Source organism: Schlesneria sphaerica (assembly GCF_044336245.1).
Classification (GTDB): Bacteria; Planctomycetota; Planctomycetia; order Planctomycetales; family Planctomycetaceae; genus Schlesneria; species Schlesneria sphaerica.
Genome location: NZ_CP172346.1, coordinates 5,476,060 through 5,492,956, shown reverse-complemented (window position 1 = coordinate 5,492,956; position 16,897 = coordinate 5,476,060). Strand labels below are relative to the sequence as shown.

Genomic DNA, 16,897 nt, shown 5'->3' with positions numbered 1-16,897 from the left:
ATCTGTCCCCATCGTGGCCACTCTGCAACGTCCGACGCTCCGCACAACCCTGTTGGCCTGCTCCTCACATTCGCTTTTCTCACATATGGCACGGCTCCATGACTTCATCTGACTCCAAAATCATCACATCCGGCGGCTTTACATATCGGGCGATCGCGGATTGGGCGAAGTGGCCCGTCGACTGGCATATCTGGGAAGTCACAGGCGTAGCAACAGACTCAAAGGATCGTGTCTTCGTCTTCAACCGAAGTGACCATCCTGTCGCCGTCTTCGATCCCGATGGAAATTTGCTCTTCTCGTGGGGAGAAGGTCTCTTCAATCGCCCTCACGGCATCTGGATCGGCCCCGATGATTCCGTGTATTGCACCGACGACCTGGACCACACCATCCACAAGTTCACGGCAGAGGGCCGTCACGTTCTCACCTTGGGAACAAGCGGGAAGCCATCAGATACCGGCGCAACCTCAATCGACTATCGCACGATCCGCTACGCGGGCCCTCCCTTCCATTTCCCGACGAATCTTGCAGTGGCCCCCAATGGCGATTGGTACGTTGCTGATGGCTACGGCAACGCGCGAATTCATAAGTTCTCGCCCGACGGGACACTGCAGTTCTCCTGGGGAGAACCGGGATCAGGCCCGGGTCAGTTCCATGTTCCGCATGGGATTACCGTCGACCGAAATGGGGTCGTTTACGTCGCGGATCGCGAGAACAGTCGCTTGCAGCTCTTCTCACCCGAAGGAAAATTCCTTACCGAATGGACCGATATTGCCCGCCCGTGCGAAATGGTGATCGATCAGGAGGGCCTGGTCTACGTGGCTGAACTGGGTTATCGCGCCGGGATGTGGCCGGGCACAACGGCTCCTGCAGCGGATTCACCCGGTGGCCGTCTCAGTATTTTCGACTCGTCCGGCCATCTCCTTTCCCGATTTGGCGGTGGTGAAAGACCACAGGAAGCGGGCGACTTCTTCGCTCCGCATGATCTGTGGCTCGATAAAAACGGAAGTTTGTACATCGCTGAAGTTGTCTGGTCGGCGAATGGACGTCAGTATCCTTCCACCGGCCGCTACCACACGTTGCAGAAATTCGAACGACTGGCAGGAGTAACTCCATGAAGGCGTGGCGATTTTATGGCTTCGGAGATCTGCGTCTGGACGATATCCCGGAGCCTGTTTGTCAGCCCGGTCACGTCGTCGTTAAACCACTTTGCGTACAACCGAGCGTGACCGAAGCGCAGCTTGCGTTTGGTATTCCAACACTGGCCTACGACCGCGTGAAAGCCAGGCTGGATGCAGAGGCCCCTATCCAACTCTTCGGCCACGAGTTTTGCGCCAGGATCGTCGAAGTGGGCGAAGGAGTCAGCGGTTATTCCGTCGGTGATCGCGTTGCAGCCCGCGCCAAGCTTCCCTGCGGAAACTGCCCGCTATGCCGGAACGAGCGCAGCACTCTCTGCCGACAAGGTCCCGTCATCGGTTTCGATCAGCCGGGATGCTTCAGTGAGCTGGCACTGCTTCCCGAAATTGCTCTGGTCAAAGTCGATGATCGAATTTCGGATAGCGTCGCAGCATGTCTGCAATCGCTCAGCGACAGCGTTGCCGCTGTCGAAACAGCCCAGATCCAGATCGCCGACACCGTTGTGATCTTCGGACAGGGAAGCATGGGACTGGAGTGCCTGCAGATTGCGCGGATCAGTGGTGCCGGTCAAATTATTACCGTCGACGTCCGGGAGGAAGCCTGTGCGGTATCTCGCGAACTCGGAGCCGACCACGCACTCAACGCAAGGGCCTGCGATGTGGTGTCGACCATTCGAGAACTGACGGGAGGCAACGGGGCGGATGTAGTCTTCGAATGCGCCGGTGGCAGCCCCAGGCAGGGACTCGCGGGACACCAGACCTTGCTGGATGCCCTGGTTTCAGTCCGTTCAGGAGGAAAAATTATCGGCGTCTCGTGGTTTGGCGGCTCTGTCATGCTGCCGATTGATCTCTTCCGCGAGCGAAGCCTGCGATACCTGTTCCCCGACATCAGCACGCGAGAACACTTGCGGCACACGGTTCAGTTGGTAGCCTCGGGCCGTGTCCGACTCGAACACACAATTACTCACGTCCTGCACGGCATTGAAGCCGTTCCCGAAGCCTTCGAGATCACCGCAAGCAAAGGAAAGTATCAGGCAATCAACCCGGCCCAGGTCGTATTCTGATCGGATGATTTTCCGAACGAGGACGATTTCATTCCCTGATGAGAGTTGGCTTTTATGAGTTTGACGAGACAACGAATGAGTACGACCTGGCTGCGATTTGTGAGCGGTCTGCTGCTGATGACAAGCGTCCCTTGCGTGTATGCACAACAGGCAGAATCGGTTCCGCTGCAACCCGCCGAGGCGGTGCGAGTCAACGTTTACGCGGAACCTGGTCGGTTCGGCGGCTGGCCAGCCAATCATGGAATCTGGTCCTGGGGTAATGAGATCCTCGTCGGCTTTTCCGCGGGGTATTCCAAAGACAACGGCCCCGGCGTTCACGCGATTGATCGCGAGCGCCCGGAAGAACATCTTTTCGCCCGCAGCCTCGATGGTGGAGAAACCTGGTCACTGGAAAACCCATCGAAGCAAGGGGCACTCATCCCCGTTGGTAAAGGTCTTCACGGGATTACTCCTCCGGGACTGAAAGAGAAGCCGTGGCAGGATTGTCCAGGAGGAATCAATTTTCAACATCCCGACTTTGTGATCACGTTTCGCATGCTCGACCATCATGGTGACGAATCGCGATTCTCTTACTCAAACGATCGTGGCAAGACCTGGCAGGGACCGTTCCGCCTGGATGTGGCCGATGATCAGGGAAGAAAGCTCAAACTCGCCCCCCGCACAAACTACATCGTCAACGGCCCGCACGACTGCCTGGTCTTCCTCACTGCCGCCAAAGGGAATGGTCGCGAAGGACGTCCCCTGTGTGCACGGACGACTGATGGGGGTAAGACATGGAACTTCGTGGCGTGGATCGGGCCGGAACCGAAAGGGTATTCGATCATGCCTTCGGCGGTCCGCCTCGGCGAATCCGAACTGCTGGTCATCATTCGCTGTCGCGAAGGAAAGCGAAGTTGGCTTGATGCTTATCGTTCGCTCGACGACGGCAAAACCTGGAAAGTGGATGATCATCCCGTCGCGGATACCGGTGAAGGGAATCCCCCCAGCCTGATCAAGTTGTCCGACGGCCGCCTGAGCCTGGCATACGGGTATCGGGCAGAGCCATTTCAGATGCGGGCTCGCCTGAGTAACGATGGTGGCAAGACCTGGGGAAACATCCTGATCCTGCACAACAACGGGGGAGGACGCGACTTTGGGTACCCGGTCAGCGTGCAGCGCCCCGACGGAAAAATTGTGACAATCTACTATTTTCATGACCAGCCGCTCAGCGATCGATACATCGCGGCAACGATCTGGAACCCTGAATATACGGCAAAATAAGCCGAAAACCGGGCAAACGCGGGGTGGCAGGAGATCGCATTTTATTTTTAAGGACCGCTGGAAGCCGTCTTGACGCATTTTTTGCCGATTCCTATAACCCCGCCGCCGCCAGGGACGTCGGTGCCCATTTGGGCTCGCCTTACAGTTCGGTGTCACTTCCGATTCGGAGACAGATCATGGGTGAAGGGAATCACCTGTCCGTGCCCAATTCCAAGGGCCAGACCAAAGGACGGTTGATGTGGGTATTTGGCGGCTCGGTCGCTGCCGTACTGTCTGCTGGCATGTTGATGCAATACGTCCGCAGCCCCGCATCGATGGCAGCCACAGACCCGCCAGCCGGTCAGGCTCGCGTCGGCAACACGGCCAAGAAGCCTGAAGTTCTTGCCAAGGTCGACAAAGATACCATCACCTATGACACCGTCGCCGAAGAGTGCGTCAAACGCCATGGCCGCGAAGTCCTCGACGACCTGATCCATCGCCTGATCATCCAGCAGGCCTGCGAAGCCCACGAAATCACCGTCAGTGAGCAGGAAATCACCGACGAGATCAAACGGATCGCGACCCGCTTCAACCTCGATCCGACTCAATGGCTGCAAATGCTGCAGGCCGAACGCAACATCAGCCCGCTCCAGTACCGTCAGAGCGTGATCTTCCCGATGATCGCTTTGAAGAAGCTGGCAGGGGAAGAAGTCGAAGTCGACGACAAAGACATGAACGAAGCCTTCGTGCGAAACTATGGTCCTCGCGTCAAAGCACGCATGATCATGTTCGACAACCAGCGTCGGGCTCAAGCGGGTTGGGATGAACTCAAGAAGAACCCAGACGATTTTGAAGAACTTGCCGCCAAGTTGTCCGTCGATCCAAACAGCCGCGCATTGGGTGGTCAGATCCCCCCGATCGCCAAGTTCAACGGCAACGAAATGCTGGAAAACGCCGCCTTCCGACTCAAAGAAGGCGAAATCTCCGGTGTGATCGAAGTGGCCCCCAGCCGGTTCGTCATCCTGAAGTGCGAAGGTCGTACGGAACCTGTAGTCACCGAAATCGACGAAGTTCGTAACACCCTCTACGAAGAGCTGAAGGAATCGAAGATTCAGATGCAGGTTGCGAAGGTCTTCGAAAAGCTGAAAAAAGAAACCATCGTCGACAACTACCTGACTCAGACCTCAAACCGTCCTGAACGTAACGCAGCGGCGACCGGTCCGATCGGCGGCGGAGTTCAGCCAGCCAGTGGAACCCAGGCCAAGCCAACCGCTGCAGCGGCTCCCGCGAAAGCCCCTCGTAAGCAATAAGTCCAACGTCTCACGTTCGAAGTGACAAGACCTGAGGTCCGTCTCCGATCCCATCGGAGACGGACCTTTTTTATTCTCCAAATAGAACTTCCTCGAACGGGCTGAACGCAGGTTGAATCTGGTCGCCACGACGAAGTCGCTCGATATCAAACTCATCACCGGGATTCATGAACTGCAGGCGAAATTTACCAGACTTTTCGTTTCCCGCGTCCAGCACACACGCCACAACACACGACTGGCCGAGAACCTGAAAACTCCCCGTTTTGATGGCATATTGCAGTGCGGTCTCTTCATCGATTCCAAATCCAATTAGATCAGGGTGCCGCTCCAGAACCTGGTACAGCCGGCCGATTCGATTCCGTTTGATAAAGTGCTGATCGATCACCGCACCCGGAATCAGGTCGAAGCCACGTCCCATCACCGGTGTGCCTCGCCCTCCGGCAATCATGATCCCGGACATAATCGCGGCCCCGGCCGACGTGCCCCCAATCACGCCATTTCGGGACAGCACCTCTTTCAGTCGGCTTTCAACAAGTGTGCCGCCATACCAGTCGGCCAGCCATGTCTGCTGACCTCCCCCAAGCCAGACTCCGGTTGCGGTAGAGAGGACCTCACAGAACGAGACATCATTGGCCGTGGCACGCGATGTGGTATGCAGGACATCAACACTCTTGACCTCATATTTCAGCCACATCTGTCGATAGGACTCCCGCGCCTCGTCATCGATCACCTCAGCCGGGATCACCACAATCCGTGAGTTCGTGCCACCCGCCAATTCGATAAAGCGGTGACGAATCATCTCGGACAGATGCCCTCCCCCGGCGATCAGCAAGGTTCCGCCCGCAGGAGTCAATCCCATCGTCGGTGGCTTCTCCAGATACGCAATCCGGCGGTGAATCTCTGCCCGGACGTAAACACTGGCCCCCACCAGAATCACGACTGTCACCATCCAGCACAGCATTCGAGGCATGGAGATCGAACGACGTGCAACGCTCCCCTGCGGCGTTGCCGGAATTTCAGAACGAGAGGACGAGACAGAACTGGTCAGTTTCAGCCAACGAGATGTCTGCTTAGCGGACATTGTTTGCCCCCTTGATCTCGAAAGACGTTTTGACATGAATCCTATGACGTGATGTCTGAAATATTATCGTCTGTCGACTTCCTGGCCAGTGATCGAATCGTGTTTTCGAGCAAGTTTCTCGAAAAGTGAGTCCGTTTCGCCGACAATGTGCGGTGCACACACCCTCTCCAGGATCGACATCAATGACCGAGAAAAAATCCCTGCTTCTGTTTCGACACGCCAAGTCGAGTTGGGGCGACCCACAACTCGCTGATCAGGACCGCCCCCTGAATGATCGCGGACGTAAAGCGGCCGTCCGTATGGGGCGGTTGATGAAGGAGGAGCAGTTCATCCCTGACCTGGTCCTCTCCTCTACATCTCGACGGACACGTGAGACTGCGGAACTCGCGTTCGCAGAACTCGCCCCCGTTTCGTTATCCGTTCATTATCTGGATGAACTTTACGAGGCAGAGCCGGCGGGCTTAGCCGCAGTGCTGTCTCGGGTTTCCGAGCTGTTCCCGGCCGTCCTGTTGCTGGGGCATAACCCCGGCTTTGAAGAGTTTCTCACCCTTCTCACTGGTGAGCACCTCAAGTTTCCCACTGCTGCAATCGCGGTGATCGAATTGGGCCCGATCCAGTGGAGCGAGTTTTCCAATCTCCCATCATCGCCTCCGCCTAAAGGACGCCTCCAGCGACTGTGGAAACCCAAAGAGTTAGACCGAGATTAGACGTCCGACGCACGTGCGACCGACCGGAAATCAATCATACTTCTCAGGGAAGAGCATACTCACGCTGGTCCGGTCGTGGATTGAGCGGATGGCTGCCGCCATCAGGGGAGCAACCGAAATCACTTCGATATTCGCCGGTAATGGACTGAACGAATTTTCGATCGTGTCTGTAATGAACATCTTCTTGATTTCGCTTTCGGCGATCCGCGCTGCCGCACCTTCCGACAGTACGCCGTGCGTCACAGCAGCGTAGACATCGCGAGCACCGCGTGCTTTCAGCGTTCTGGCCATTTCCACCAGTGAACGGCCCGTGATCGTCAGGTCATCGACCAGAAAAACGTTCTTGTCCTGGACGTTACCGATCACTTCCACGATCTGCACAGTCTCTGTGTGGTCAGCCCGATACTTGTTCCCAATGACGACCGGCGCATTCAGCAGCCCTGCGTACGCCGCGGCCCCTTTCGCAAACCCAACGTCAGGACTGCACACCACCAGGTCGGGAATGTTGAGTTGCTTAAAGTGATCAACCAGCACGGTGCGACCGTAAAGATGGTCGACGGGGACGCGGAAGAAGCCCTGAATTTGAGGACTGTGCAAGTCCATCGTCAGTACGCGATCGGCCCCTGCCGCTTCGATGGCATCGGCACAGACACGGGCCCGGATCGAAACGCGGGGCTCGTCCTTCTTGTCCCCTTGTGCATAGCTGAAAAACGGGATGACTGCGGTGACGTTCTGGGCACTCGCGCGACGCGCGGCATCGATCCAGAACAAAAGTTCCATGAAGTTATCGTTGACCGGGAAGTGACAACCCTGCACGATGAAAACGTCTTTGCCCCGGACGTTCTCCTTGATGCGGACGAACACATTTCCTTCACTGAAGATGTGAGCCCGTGCAGGGGTCAGAGAGACACCCAATGTGTTGGCGATTGTTTGCGCCAGAATGGGATTCCCCGACCCTGCAATGATTGCCAGATCACCCTGAGGTGCCTGGAACGGTGCGAGTCTCGGCCCAGACAGATTCGGCCGCAGATAGTCCATTAAAACAGTCCTCTCATAATTCGCTAGACGTCAGCAGCAATCGTATCGAGACAAGGCCAGCGACACAAAGCAGCATCCCCACACGGAAACCCGCTCCAATGAAAGCCAGGTCTCCCGTTGCTTTGCCTGTCCGGTTTTCTCGGGGTATGATTTCTGGATTGCGGTTCGCATTTCGTTCTCGAACCGCTTCACACTTCTCTCAGTTCAAGAACCCATGGCTGACTACACAAAATACGACGCTCGTGTTGACTCACTGGTGATCGAATCCCGGACCAGCTGGGATCCCTCCGTGGGAAAACTGACCGATGAAGACAAGGCCGTGCTGGCCAGAATGGTCCACCGTGACCCCGCGAAAGCGGCCAAGGTCTCTTACACGAGATCACATACGGGATTTACCCGCGAAATCACTGTGACGGAACAGGATATTGCCCGGATCTTTGAGGAACAGGTCCAGGGAAATTAGCTTATCCCGACTGGCTGAACTTTGACGCCTCCTTCGCGCTTCAACCCGAGTCCCGCTGCGTCCGGCCCCGAACTGGGTCAATGGTCCGCCAGCACACTCGGGTCATCGTCGTGGATGATTTAATTCCCCTCCCCTGATTGGCTACTGACGTGGGTCAGGAATTTGGAACGAACTCACCGTACCCGAATCGGCTGACTCTGCGGACGGTTCACGGGAGACCGTCCCGAAAGTCTACCTCTTCGGCATCTGTTGCAGTGAAACGGCCTGTCTCGCGGATCCACAACAGCACTGCACATCACTCCGCCGATAAGTCAGGTATATTTCTCCTGTGGGGACACCGCTTGGGAATCGCCTCGTCCGCCAATTCCCGGAACGTTCCCCCTTCGGCCATTCCCGGGAACATGGCAGGTTGCAGAGCCGCAACGAAATCAAACTGATACTCGGCCCTGTAAGGGCTCACTGTTAGAAACGACTGGTCGCGACAAACGAATTTCTGGGGAAATACCGTGCCTCCGCGTCGACGTCCCACCTTGTCCGCCGCCACGAATTCCAGCAACAAGGCCGAACCCTCCGAACATCTCGCCGGATTCATCCATTACCTGAAGGCGGAATGTGGACTCTCCGCCAATACGCTGCTCGCCTACCGGCGTGACCTGACCCGATTCGATGCCTGGTATCAGACCAATGGTCCGGGCAAGCTGCAGCAGGTCGATCTGGCATTGCTGACTCGCTACCTGGAAGACCTCCATCAACATCAGTTTGCCGCCACGTCCATCGCCCGCCACCTGGCGGCTCTCAAAATGTTCTTCCGCTACCTGGTGCTGGAAGGGATCATCCCGGAAAGCCTCGTCGAACTCGTCAACTCGCCGAAACTCTGGCAACACCTTCCGAAGGTCCTCAGCCCCGAAAAGGTCGATGCCCTGATCGCAGCCCCCTCCCGCGAAGACCGTCAGCCGCTCCGGGATCGAGCCCTCCTGGCGCTCATGTACGCGACCGGTTGCCGTGCGTCCGAAGTCTGTGGCATAGCTCTGCGTGATATTCACCTGGAAGAGCGTTATTGCCGCTGCGTCGGGAAAGGAAACAAGGAACGTATCGTTTCACTGAATCCCGTCGCCTGCGCAGCAGTCGAAGCGTACCTGCAACACGAATACCCCAAACTGGCTCCCAAAGGAGACCCGACGTCCCCCCTGCTCGTTTCCCGCGGAGGCAACCCGCTCAGCCGAATCACCGTCTGGAAACTGGTGAAACGGTACGCCGCGCGGATTGGAGCCAGTCGCGAAGTCAGCCCCCACACGTTGCGACATAGCTTCGCCACGCACATGCTGGCCGGCGGTGCCGAAATCCGTGCCCTGCAGGAACTGCTCGGTCACGCCAGCATTCGCACGACTCAGATCTATACCCAGGTCGACCACAGCCGACTCAAGTCCATCCACGAGAAGTGCCATCCCCGTGGCTGAGATTTTTTGAACGCTGGCTCCTTAACTTGTCCACTCCCAAACGGAGAGAACGAGCACCGCATCCCCAAGGCGGACCGACCGCGGCGCCATTCAACAACCAACCCTGCCAGGCCCCGGAGTCTTTGTTGTTCTGACACGTCACGTTCGTCGACGTCTCAGAGCCGTGGCCTCAATCCGTCGAAGTCCCCACCACCAATTACTTCAAAGCCCCTCTCGGCCAACGAAGCCCTCCTCGGTGCTGCGACTTCAATCTGAAGCAGACATCCGGGGATTCCAGCAGACTGTCAGGAAGTCACGACCTGGCGATCGCCTCCAGCAGCTTTTCACGAACGAGTTGCGGGTCGGCCCCCTTCACCCCTTTCATGACCTGCCCGATCAGGGCCCCGATGGCCTTCTCGTTTCCGCTCTTGAAGTCGGCAATCGCCTTGGCACTTCGCTCGATCACCGCCGCGATGGCAGCATCAACGGCCCCGGTGTCCTGCACGATCGCCAGTCCGCGTGCTTTGACGATTTCATCGATTCGCGACTCCGTTACGGGAATCTCTTCATCGTGATCGCTGAGGAGCGCCGCGAAGACTTCTCGAGCCGCCTTGATGGTGATCTGCTTCTGGTTGATTCGCTTCAGCAGAGCCGCCAGCACAGGGGGCCGAATCGGGACCGTGGTGATCGTTTCACCCCGCTCTTTCATCGCGGCCTGCAGATCCTGCGTCAGCCAGTTCGCTGCCTGCTTCCCTTCTCCGCACTCCTTGGCAACATCTTCGAAGTAATCCGCGACGGCCCGCCCCTGATCGATGATCACCGACGCATCGTACGGCGTTAACTGATACTCATCGATCAATCGCTGACGACGGAGTCCGGGAAGTTCACACATTTCCGCACGAATCGCGTCAACGCGCTCGACGGTCGTGGTAACAGGCACGAGGTCAGGGTCAGGGAAATAGCGATAGTCTGCCGCTTCTTCTTTTTCGCGTAACGCATACGTGACTCCGCGGCCCGGGTCGAATCCGACCGTTCGCTTGTGGCCCCCTTTGGCTCCCATCCGGATCCCGGTCTGCTGATACGCTTCCCACTGGCGAGCCACTTCGTAGTCAATCGCCTGTTCCGTAAAGCGGAAACTGTTCAGGTTCTTGATTTCGACAATCGGTGTCGGGACCTTCGTCCCATCCGGCTGCAGCACGTGCAGGTTGACGTTCGCGTCGCACCGCAGACTCCCTTCCTGCATGTTGCAGTCAGAGACCTCAAGATACGTCAGCATCAGCCGCAACTCTTCGAGGAATCGGCGTGCTTCTTCCGACGAACGAAGATCCGGCTCCGTCACGATTTCGACCAGAGGAGTTCCCGCGCGGTTGAGATCGACCTTGCTGTCGCGGCCTCGGCCTGATTCGTCATGCGTATTCTTACCGGCGTCTTCTTCCAGGTGCGCTCGCAGGATGCGAACGCGCCGAACAGTCGCGGGGTCCCCGCAAACCACGTCGACATGGCCGTCATGACTGAAGGGAAGATCGAACTGGCTGATCTGATAGCCTTTGGGAAGGTCCGGATAGAAGTACTGTTTCCGGTCCCACTTGGTGAAGGGCGCGATCTGGCAGCCCAATCCCAGAGCCGTCTTCACTCCCAGGTGATAGGCGTGCTGGTTGAGAACCGGCAAGGCTCCCGGCAAGCCCAGACAGACGGGACAGGTCTGTACGTTGGGGTGATCAGGGTTGAACGTGGTCGGACAACCGCAAAAAATCTTGGTCTTGGTTTGGAGCTGGACGTGAATTTCCAGCCCGATAATGATTTCGTAGGACATCCGATCCTCAAATTAACAGGAACTCATCGCGTCAATGGTGGCCCACGTGATCTTGCCCGAGGCAATTTCGCCCGCGATTTCAGGCGCGATCCCGAGGAAATTCTGAGCGGCAGGTTCCGTACTTTCGCTGAGAGCCAATCCGGCAGCATATTTTTCGACAAGCGAGCCCGTCGTCAGCACGTTGTGCAGTTCCGACAACCCTCTGGGATCCGCATGCCGCCCGACACAGCGCCACAGCTCGGGTGCAATCGTGCGATGAGCCGCCCACCGTTCTGCGATGTAGTCCAGCACCATCCCCGAGAGTGCCGCGTTGGACCGCTGGTCCAGCCCCACGACGGGAGCCATCGGGACACCGATGAACTGGCACTTCAGCACCATCTGATTCCACTGGTCTTCGTTGAACTGTTCTGCCGGATACGGGTTCTGATACGCCACCGCGCAGAAGACAGCCTTGATGTTCGTCCGAATTCCCTCGGCAGCGCGCAGGACGTGTGCCTCGGGATGCGGCAACAGTGGTAACGACTGATAGATCGCGACCAGCTCCCCAACTTCACCCGTCGAGGCGAGTTGATCCAGAATCCCGACCAGGGTGGTCGGTTCGGTTGGCGGCAAAGTCAGCAGAAACAGCGTTCGAGTCGCCTGATCGATACTCCAGCCCTTCGGGTTCCAGCCAGGCCGCACCTCATTCCCGATGATCAGTTCTTCGTCCGTCAGCTCGAGATCGGATTTCCCGACCTTGCGCGGCACCATTCCGAAGGCGAGGAACAATCCCCGCTTGTCCCCCTGTTGAATGACTTCCTGGCGATCGCGAATCCACGCAGCCGCGGCGGGATCCACCCGCATTTCCATCCATCGCTCGATCAGTTGTCGAATTTTTTCCGTATCAGGATTCATGAGTGCTCTCTGAACTGGCCCTTCGCAGGGAACGCGTCAATGTCCGTGACCGCAACTGGAAGGGTTCCCACAGCAACCCGACATGGGAAGCTGAGGAATCGGACTGGCAATCGGCAACGCAATACCGCCCGAAATCACTCGCTCGACCGATGCGTCAAGCGGCGTCTTTCCCGGCTCGGTCTGAGTGCGCGTGCACAGTTCGCCCCACGTCCTGATGGATTCCTTCATTCCGTGCTGCACGGTCAACGTCTGCTGATTCTCTGGACAATGGTAATCGTAAGTGGGCATCTCTGAATTCTCCTCCCGTTCAAACCCGGCTCATTTAATCCCGGCTCGCTCAGCCAACCCGCTGGCGAGCTTCTGACAATGCTTGTTCAAACAGTTCGCGTTGCTTGATCAATTCCTCGGCGGGATCTGCGGGGACAACCCCCTCCTCCAGCATCATCCAGCCCGAATAGTTCACTTTCACGAACAGATCCATTAACTCCGCCCAAGGATAATTCGACACGTCGAATCGATGAATATGGGTCGTCTGTCCCAGCCGATCCTTCACCAGGTTGAAGTTATGTTCGAGCCCCGGAGCTTCCAGATCCTGCGGATTCGAGTTCCAGCAGGTCGCCACGTTGGGATGATCGGCCACATCGAGAATCGCCCGGATGGTGGGTAACTGAGCACACTGACCATGAACCTCGAGCCGTATCTGCTGACCGAACCCCGTCGCATACTCGGCGACTTCATTCAGGGCGCGACCGATCTGGGCGATCGTCTGCTCGCGAGGCACATCCTTGTGGAAAGAGTCTGGCTTGACCTTCACGCCCGAGCCGCCGACATCATGACTCAACTGGATGAAGGCTTTCGTCGCGTCGATCGCAGCCTGCAGCACCTTCGGATCCGGGCTGTCAAATCGTTCGTTGCTGCCAATCCCCACCATTTGAACGGGAGATTTCTCGAACTGTCGCCGCACTTCCTCACGTTGACGTTCGGAAAGGCTCGGTTCCACCCCATGCTTGTGTGTTGTACGGAGTTCGACTCCCAGAACCTTGGCACGCTCACAGTTCTTCAGCAGCGTGGGGAGATCCCAGTCTTTGCCCCACTGGTAGGTGACAAGCCCATAACGGATCTCGCCCCCCTTCTTCTCTTTCCCCTCCTCTGCCATCGCCCGCTGGGGAATCGCCCCCCATCCCGTTGACGCCGCAATACCGGTGAGCACCGATGTTTTCAGAAACTCACGTCGGGAAGCGATCCCACCTCGCCCGATCTGGCTCGTACAACACGTCCCCTCACGCTGGAGTGAAACAGGGTCCGGTTTCTGATCGACAGTCTGGAAGCCAACTTGCGCGCGGTCGTTGAGCATTCTGGGATCCTTCTCAGCGGTTATGACGAGGCCATCTGCCGTTCAGCAATCTCAATTGCTTTCAGTAACCCCCGGGCTTTGCTGAGGGTCTCTTCGTACTCTGAGGATGCAACACTGTCTGCCACAATCCCGGCACCCGCCTGCACATAGGCCGTCTGCCCCATCATGACAATCGTGCGGAGAGCGATGCATGTATCCATGTGGCCGGTAAAATCGAGGTAACCGACAGCCCCGCCGTAAGGTCCCCGGCGATGCGGTTCCAGCTCATCGATAATTTCCATGGCCCGTACTTTGGGAGCGCCTGACAAGGTCCCTGCCGGAAGCCCCGCTCGCAAGGCATCCAGTGCCGTCTTACCCGGAGCCAGTTTCCCCGTCACCGTAGAGCTGATGTGCATCACATGGCTGTAGCGTTCGACGTGCATGACGTCGCTGAGAACGACCGAACCGTACTCTGCCACGCGTCCGACATCGTTCCGCGCCAGGTCAACGAGCATCACGTGTTCGGCCCGCTCCTTCTCGTCGGCGAGAAGTTCTTTTTCCAGCGCTTCATCTTCTTCCTGCGTTTTGCCGCGACGACGCGTTCCTGCCAGAGGACGAATCGTGGTCCGCCCTTCCTCGACACGGACCATGATTTCCGGCGAACTGCCGATCAGATGCGCGTGCGGCGTCCTCAACAGAAACATGAATGGACTTGGATTCACCACACGCAACGCACGATAGATGTCGAGCGAACTGGCTTTTGTGGTGACCTCAAGCCGTTGGCTGAGAACGACCTGAAAGATATCTCCTGCGCGAATGTACTCTTTCGATTTCTCGACAGCCTGCTCGTAGCCAGCCCGCGTAAAGTTCGAGCGAAACGGAATCTGCGGATCACCGTGTAGCGAGATATCCGACAGGTGAATCGTCTCGGAGCGGGTGTCGAGTTGCTCGCACAACAGATCAACCCGCTTACAGGCATTCTCGTAAGCGGATCGCAAATCACCCCCTCGCACATCGGCGTGGACGACGACCCGAATCGTCTTTTGTATCTGGTCGAAGATCACCATCCGGTCGTACATGGCAAACGACATATCCGGCAATTTACGATCATCTTCCGGCGCATTGGGAAGGTGTTCCGTGTAGCGGACAGTATCGTACCCCGCATAACCGACAGCACCGCCACAAAAGCGCGGCAGTTGCGGAAGATGGGGTGCCCGATACTGCTCGAGCATCTGATGGATGTGCTCGAGAGGGTCTTCGACCGAGTACCGCTGTGTCTGGCCCGCTTCCGTCAGTACGATCTCTTTGTCATACGCATCGAACTGAAGGAACGGCCCGGCCCCGAGAAAGCTGTACCGTCCAACTCGCTCACCGCCGACCACACTCTCAAACAGGAACGAATTTTCGTCCCCGGCGATCCGACAGAAAGCGCTGACCGGCGTCAGCGTATCACTGATCAGTTGGCGAAAAACCGGTACAAAGTTCATCCCCTGGGAAAGTTTTTCAAATTCAGCAAAATCGGGCGTGTAGTGAGCCATGTCGTCGAACGTCTCTCCAGCGGAATTCCCGAGCACTCATGCCCGTCTGCCTCATCGTACCCGTTCGAGGAAACGAGGGCCAGCACGCCGAAAAGTTCACTTCCCGGCCCGAAAAACGAATCACGCGCAAGCGAATTCCTACCTGTGAGGGCACTTTTGCCCCAACGCCAGCCCCCAATCCCCCGCCGGGCCGCCACCCACACAATCCAAGAGACCAGCCAACCCCACGAACTCAGCCCGTCACGAACTCCGCCAACCGCAAAGTCGGCCCAGCCCCCACCCCGCCAAACCCGATCCCACCTGCGACAAACGAGGCCAGGACAGGCCGGAAATCCGAAACCCATGGGTCAATACGTGGCCGAAGTCAGAACAAAAAATTGAGATGAGCAAGTTGAACAAGTTGAGCAACTTCCCTGTTTTCCAGCACCAAACCGAGCATCGAAGTTGCTCATTTTGAGCAAGTTGAGCAACTTCAAAGTCCTCGCGGGCATCAAATCATCGGTCCCGCACGGTCACTTCACGCCCGCCATTCGGTGAATGCACCACCTCGCATCTCCGCTTCAGAACGGGGGAAAACTCGAACTGAGGCATCGCCGCAGCCATCAGGGCACGCGTCCCGCATGTCCACGCCAGCTTGACCCGATCAACTTGATCGCCCACACCACGACCGAACCGGTCAACAGGCCCCAACGGGAATTCTCCACCCGACCCGTGATGCAATTCAGATCCCCACTCGCGCTGGATCTATCTCCAGCGTCCCACGAAACGACGGGACGACGGGACCACGAATCGAGCACCGTAAATAAGACGAGAACCCCTTCTTCCGGCCCGCCACTGTATATCGTTCCAGTTTTGGTCGTTCTCATGCGTTAGTGTTACATGAACAGGACACTCGCGTCAACACCAGTTGTCGCTTTTTGTCTACTCAAACTTCTTCAAAGAACGACAGCACCACCCACCTCAGCACGAGAATCCTTCAAAACGAAAATTGAGAGCCCTTCTTCGCCCATCCGCTGGTTCTTAGTGACAGACTCATTGAAAAACTGGCAGCGAGTGGGCATCGACTGCGAGCGGATATAGAAAATGGCGCACCAATCACTCCCCTCGCAGGGGCATCCCGACGCTTATCTTCTTCCGAAATCCATTTCCATGGCACGTCCGTCGCCCCGAATACCCACGCCAAACAATCAGGGCAAGCCGACTGAGTGCGGGTCACTCCAGGTCAAACGTGATCACTTCATGAGTGCAACCGAATGTACCTGGCAGGGACGTGATCCGTGAGCCAGACGCCGTTCTCCGAACGCCGGAACTTGTAGCCGTCTGCGGACATCCCTGCGGAATCAATAACCAGAATGACGGGCGTCCCTCGCCGCTCACCCACTTTGGCCGCGACATCCAGTTCCTGTGAAAGATGAACGTCGTGACGGCTCATCTTCTTCAACCCTTCAAGCAGGATCGCATCGAGAAATCGACTTACCGTGCCATGAAACAGCTCGGGCGGTGGTGGAACTTCAACGAGTTGCAGGTCGACGGAGATCGAATGCCCCTGGTTCGCACGAATCTTCGTCTGCGTCTCATTCAGTGCGAACCGCTGCTTATCGTTCTCTGCCACAACCTGAAGCAGTTCGTCGCGCGTCATCCGAAACCCGATTCTCTCAGCCCCGGCCAACAGTTCTTCAATCAACACCCAGCCACCCGGCTCTAAATTCAAACCAAGTACCTCCGGTTCATGCCGCAGGTACTCACTCATAAATTTGCTGACAGTCACAATCCGTTTGCTCATTGTGCCTCTAATTTTTTTATCGCTGACTGAGGTGCTGACGAGTTCACGGACAGTTCAACATCTTA

15 protein-coding genes are annotated in these 16,897 nt (G+C 57.2%); 7 read left to right on the top strand and 8 right to left on the bottom strand.

Annotated elements, in window-relative coordinates; genetic code table 11:
- Positions 1-98 precede the first annotated feature (98 nt).
- From ACGY09_RS19935 to ACGY09_RS19920, 4 genes are all read left to right on the top strand, one after another.
- The gene (locus ACGY09_RS19935; protein WP_373653214.1) at positions 99-1,115 is read left to right on the top strand and encodes a peptidyl-alpha-hydroxyglycine alpha-amidating lyase family protein; all 1,017 of its coding nucleotides are present in this window, start codon (positions 99-101) and stop codon (positions 1,113-1,115) included.
- Positions 1,112-2,197 (top strand): zinc-binding dehydrogenase, encoded by a 1,086-nt coding sequence (locus tag ACGY09_RS19930; protein WP_373653215.1) that lies wholly within the window; start codon positions 1,112-1,114, stop codon positions 2,195-2,197. Before ACGY09_RS19935 ends, ACGY09_RS19930 begins: the two co-directional genes overlap by 4 nt.
- A 75-nt stretch (positions 2,198-2,272) precedes the next feature.
- Positions 2,273-3,457 (top strand): sialidase family protein, encoded by a 1,185-nt coding sequence (locus tag ACGY09_RS19925; protein ID WP_373653216.1) that lies wholly within the window; start codon positions 2,273-2,275, stop codon positions 3,455-3,457.
- A 200-nt stretch (positions 3,458-3,657) separates the two neighbouring features.
- On the top strand, positions 3,658-4,746 hold the full coding sequence (locus tag ACGY09_RS19920; RefSeq protein WP_397569137.1) for a peptidylprolyl isomerase: 1,089 nt from the start codon (positions 3,658-3,660) through the stop codon (positions 4,744-4,746).
- A gap of 70 nt (positions 4,747-4,816) precedes the next feature.
- Here ACGY09_RS19920 and ACGY09_RS19915 read toward each other — a convergent pair whose 3' ends face one another.
- A complete protein-coding gene (locus ACGY09_RS19915) occupies positions 4,817-5,827 on the bottom strand; it encodes a cyanophycinase (protein ID WP_397569136.1) in 1,011 nt (336 codons plus the stop codon).
- Between the two features lie 182 nt (positions 5,828-6,009).
- Here ACGY09_RS19915 and ACGY09_RS19910 point away from each other — a divergent pair, with 182 nt between their 5' ends.
- The gene (locus ACGY09_RS19910) at positions 6,010-6,534 is read left to right on the top strand and encodes a SixA phosphatase family protein (RefSeq protein WP_397569135.1); all 525 of its coding nucleotides are present in this window, start codon (positions 6,010-6,012) and stop codon (positions 6,532-6,534) included.
- A 30-nt stretch (positions 6,535-6,564) separates the two neighbouring features.
- Here ACGY09_RS19910 and ACGY09_RS19905 read toward each other — a convergent pair whose 3' ends face one another.
- Positions 6,565-7,572 (bottom strand): ribose-phosphate diphosphokinase, encoded by a 1,008-nt coding sequence (locus ACGY09_RS19905; protein WP_373653220.1) that lies wholly within the window; start codon positions 7,570-7,572, stop codon positions 6,565-6,567.
- Positions 7,573-7,786: 214 nt separating this feature from the next.
- Between ACGY09_RS19905 and ACGY09_RS19900 the strand changes: the two genes are divergently transcribed.
- Positions 7,787-8,035, top strand: a complete 249-nt coding sequence (locus ACGY09_RS19900) for a hypothetical protein (RefSeq protein WP_373653221.1) — start codon at positions 7,787-7,789, stop codon at positions 8,033-8,035.
- A 506-nt stretch (positions 8,036-8,541) separates the two neighbouring features.
- Entirely contained in the window at positions 8,542-9,492 is a 951-nt protein-coding gene (gene xerD / locus ACGY09_RS19895; protein ID WP_397569134.1) for a site-specific tyrosine recombinase XerD, read from the top strand.
- 292 nt (positions 9,493-9,784) lie between these two features.
- Here xerD and gatB read toward each other — a convergent pair whose 3' ends face one another.
- The 6 genes from gatB to ACGY09_RS19865 all read right to left on the bottom strand — a co-directional run bounded on the left by gatB (position 9,785) and on the right by ACGY09_RS19865 (position 16,832).
- Positions 9,785-11,284, bottom strand: coding sequence for an Asp-tRNA(Asn)/Glu-tRNA(Gln) amidotransferase subunit GatB (gatB, locus tag ACGY09_RS19890; protein WP_397569133.1), 1,500 nt, complete (start codon positions 11,282-11,284; stop codon positions 9,785-9,787).
- 12 nt (positions 11,285-11,296) lie between these two features.
- Entirely contained in the window at positions 11,297-12,178 is an 882-nt protein-coding gene (locus ACGY09_RS19885) for an EboA domain-containing protein (RefSeq protein ID WP_397569132.1), read from the bottom strand.
- A 36-nt stretch (positions 12,179-12,214) separates the two neighbouring features.
- The gene (locus tag ACGY09_RS19880; protein WP_397569131.1) at positions 12,215-12,466 is read right to left on the bottom strand and encodes a zinc ribbon domain-containing protein; all 252 of its coding nucleotides are present in this window, start codon (positions 12,464-12,466) and stop codon (positions 12,215-12,217) included.
- 49 nt (positions 12,467-12,515) lie between these two features.
- Positions 12,516-13,532 carry a sugar phosphate isomerase/epimerase family protein gene (locus tag ACGY09_RS19875; RefSeq protein ID WP_397569130.1) on the bottom strand — a complete coding sequence of 339 codons (1,017 nt, stop codon included), beginning with the start codon at positions 13,530-13,532 and terminating at the stop codon, positions 12,516-12,518.
- Between the two features lie 20 nt (positions 13,533-13,552).
- Positions 13,553-15,049 (bottom strand): anthranilate synthase component I, encoded by a 1,497-nt coding sequence (gene trpE / locus ACGY09_RS19870; RefSeq protein WP_397569129.1) that lies wholly within the window; start codon positions 15,047-15,049, stop codon positions 13,553-13,555.
- Positions 15,050-16,286: 1,237 nt separating this feature from the next.
- Positions 16,287-16,832 (bottom strand): RNA 2'-phosphotransferase, encoded by a 546-nt coding sequence (locus tag ACGY09_RS19865; protein WP_397569128.1) that lies wholly within the window; start codon positions 16,830-16,832, stop codon positions 16,287-16,289.
- Between the last annotated feature and the right edge of the window lie 65 nt (positions 16,833-16,897).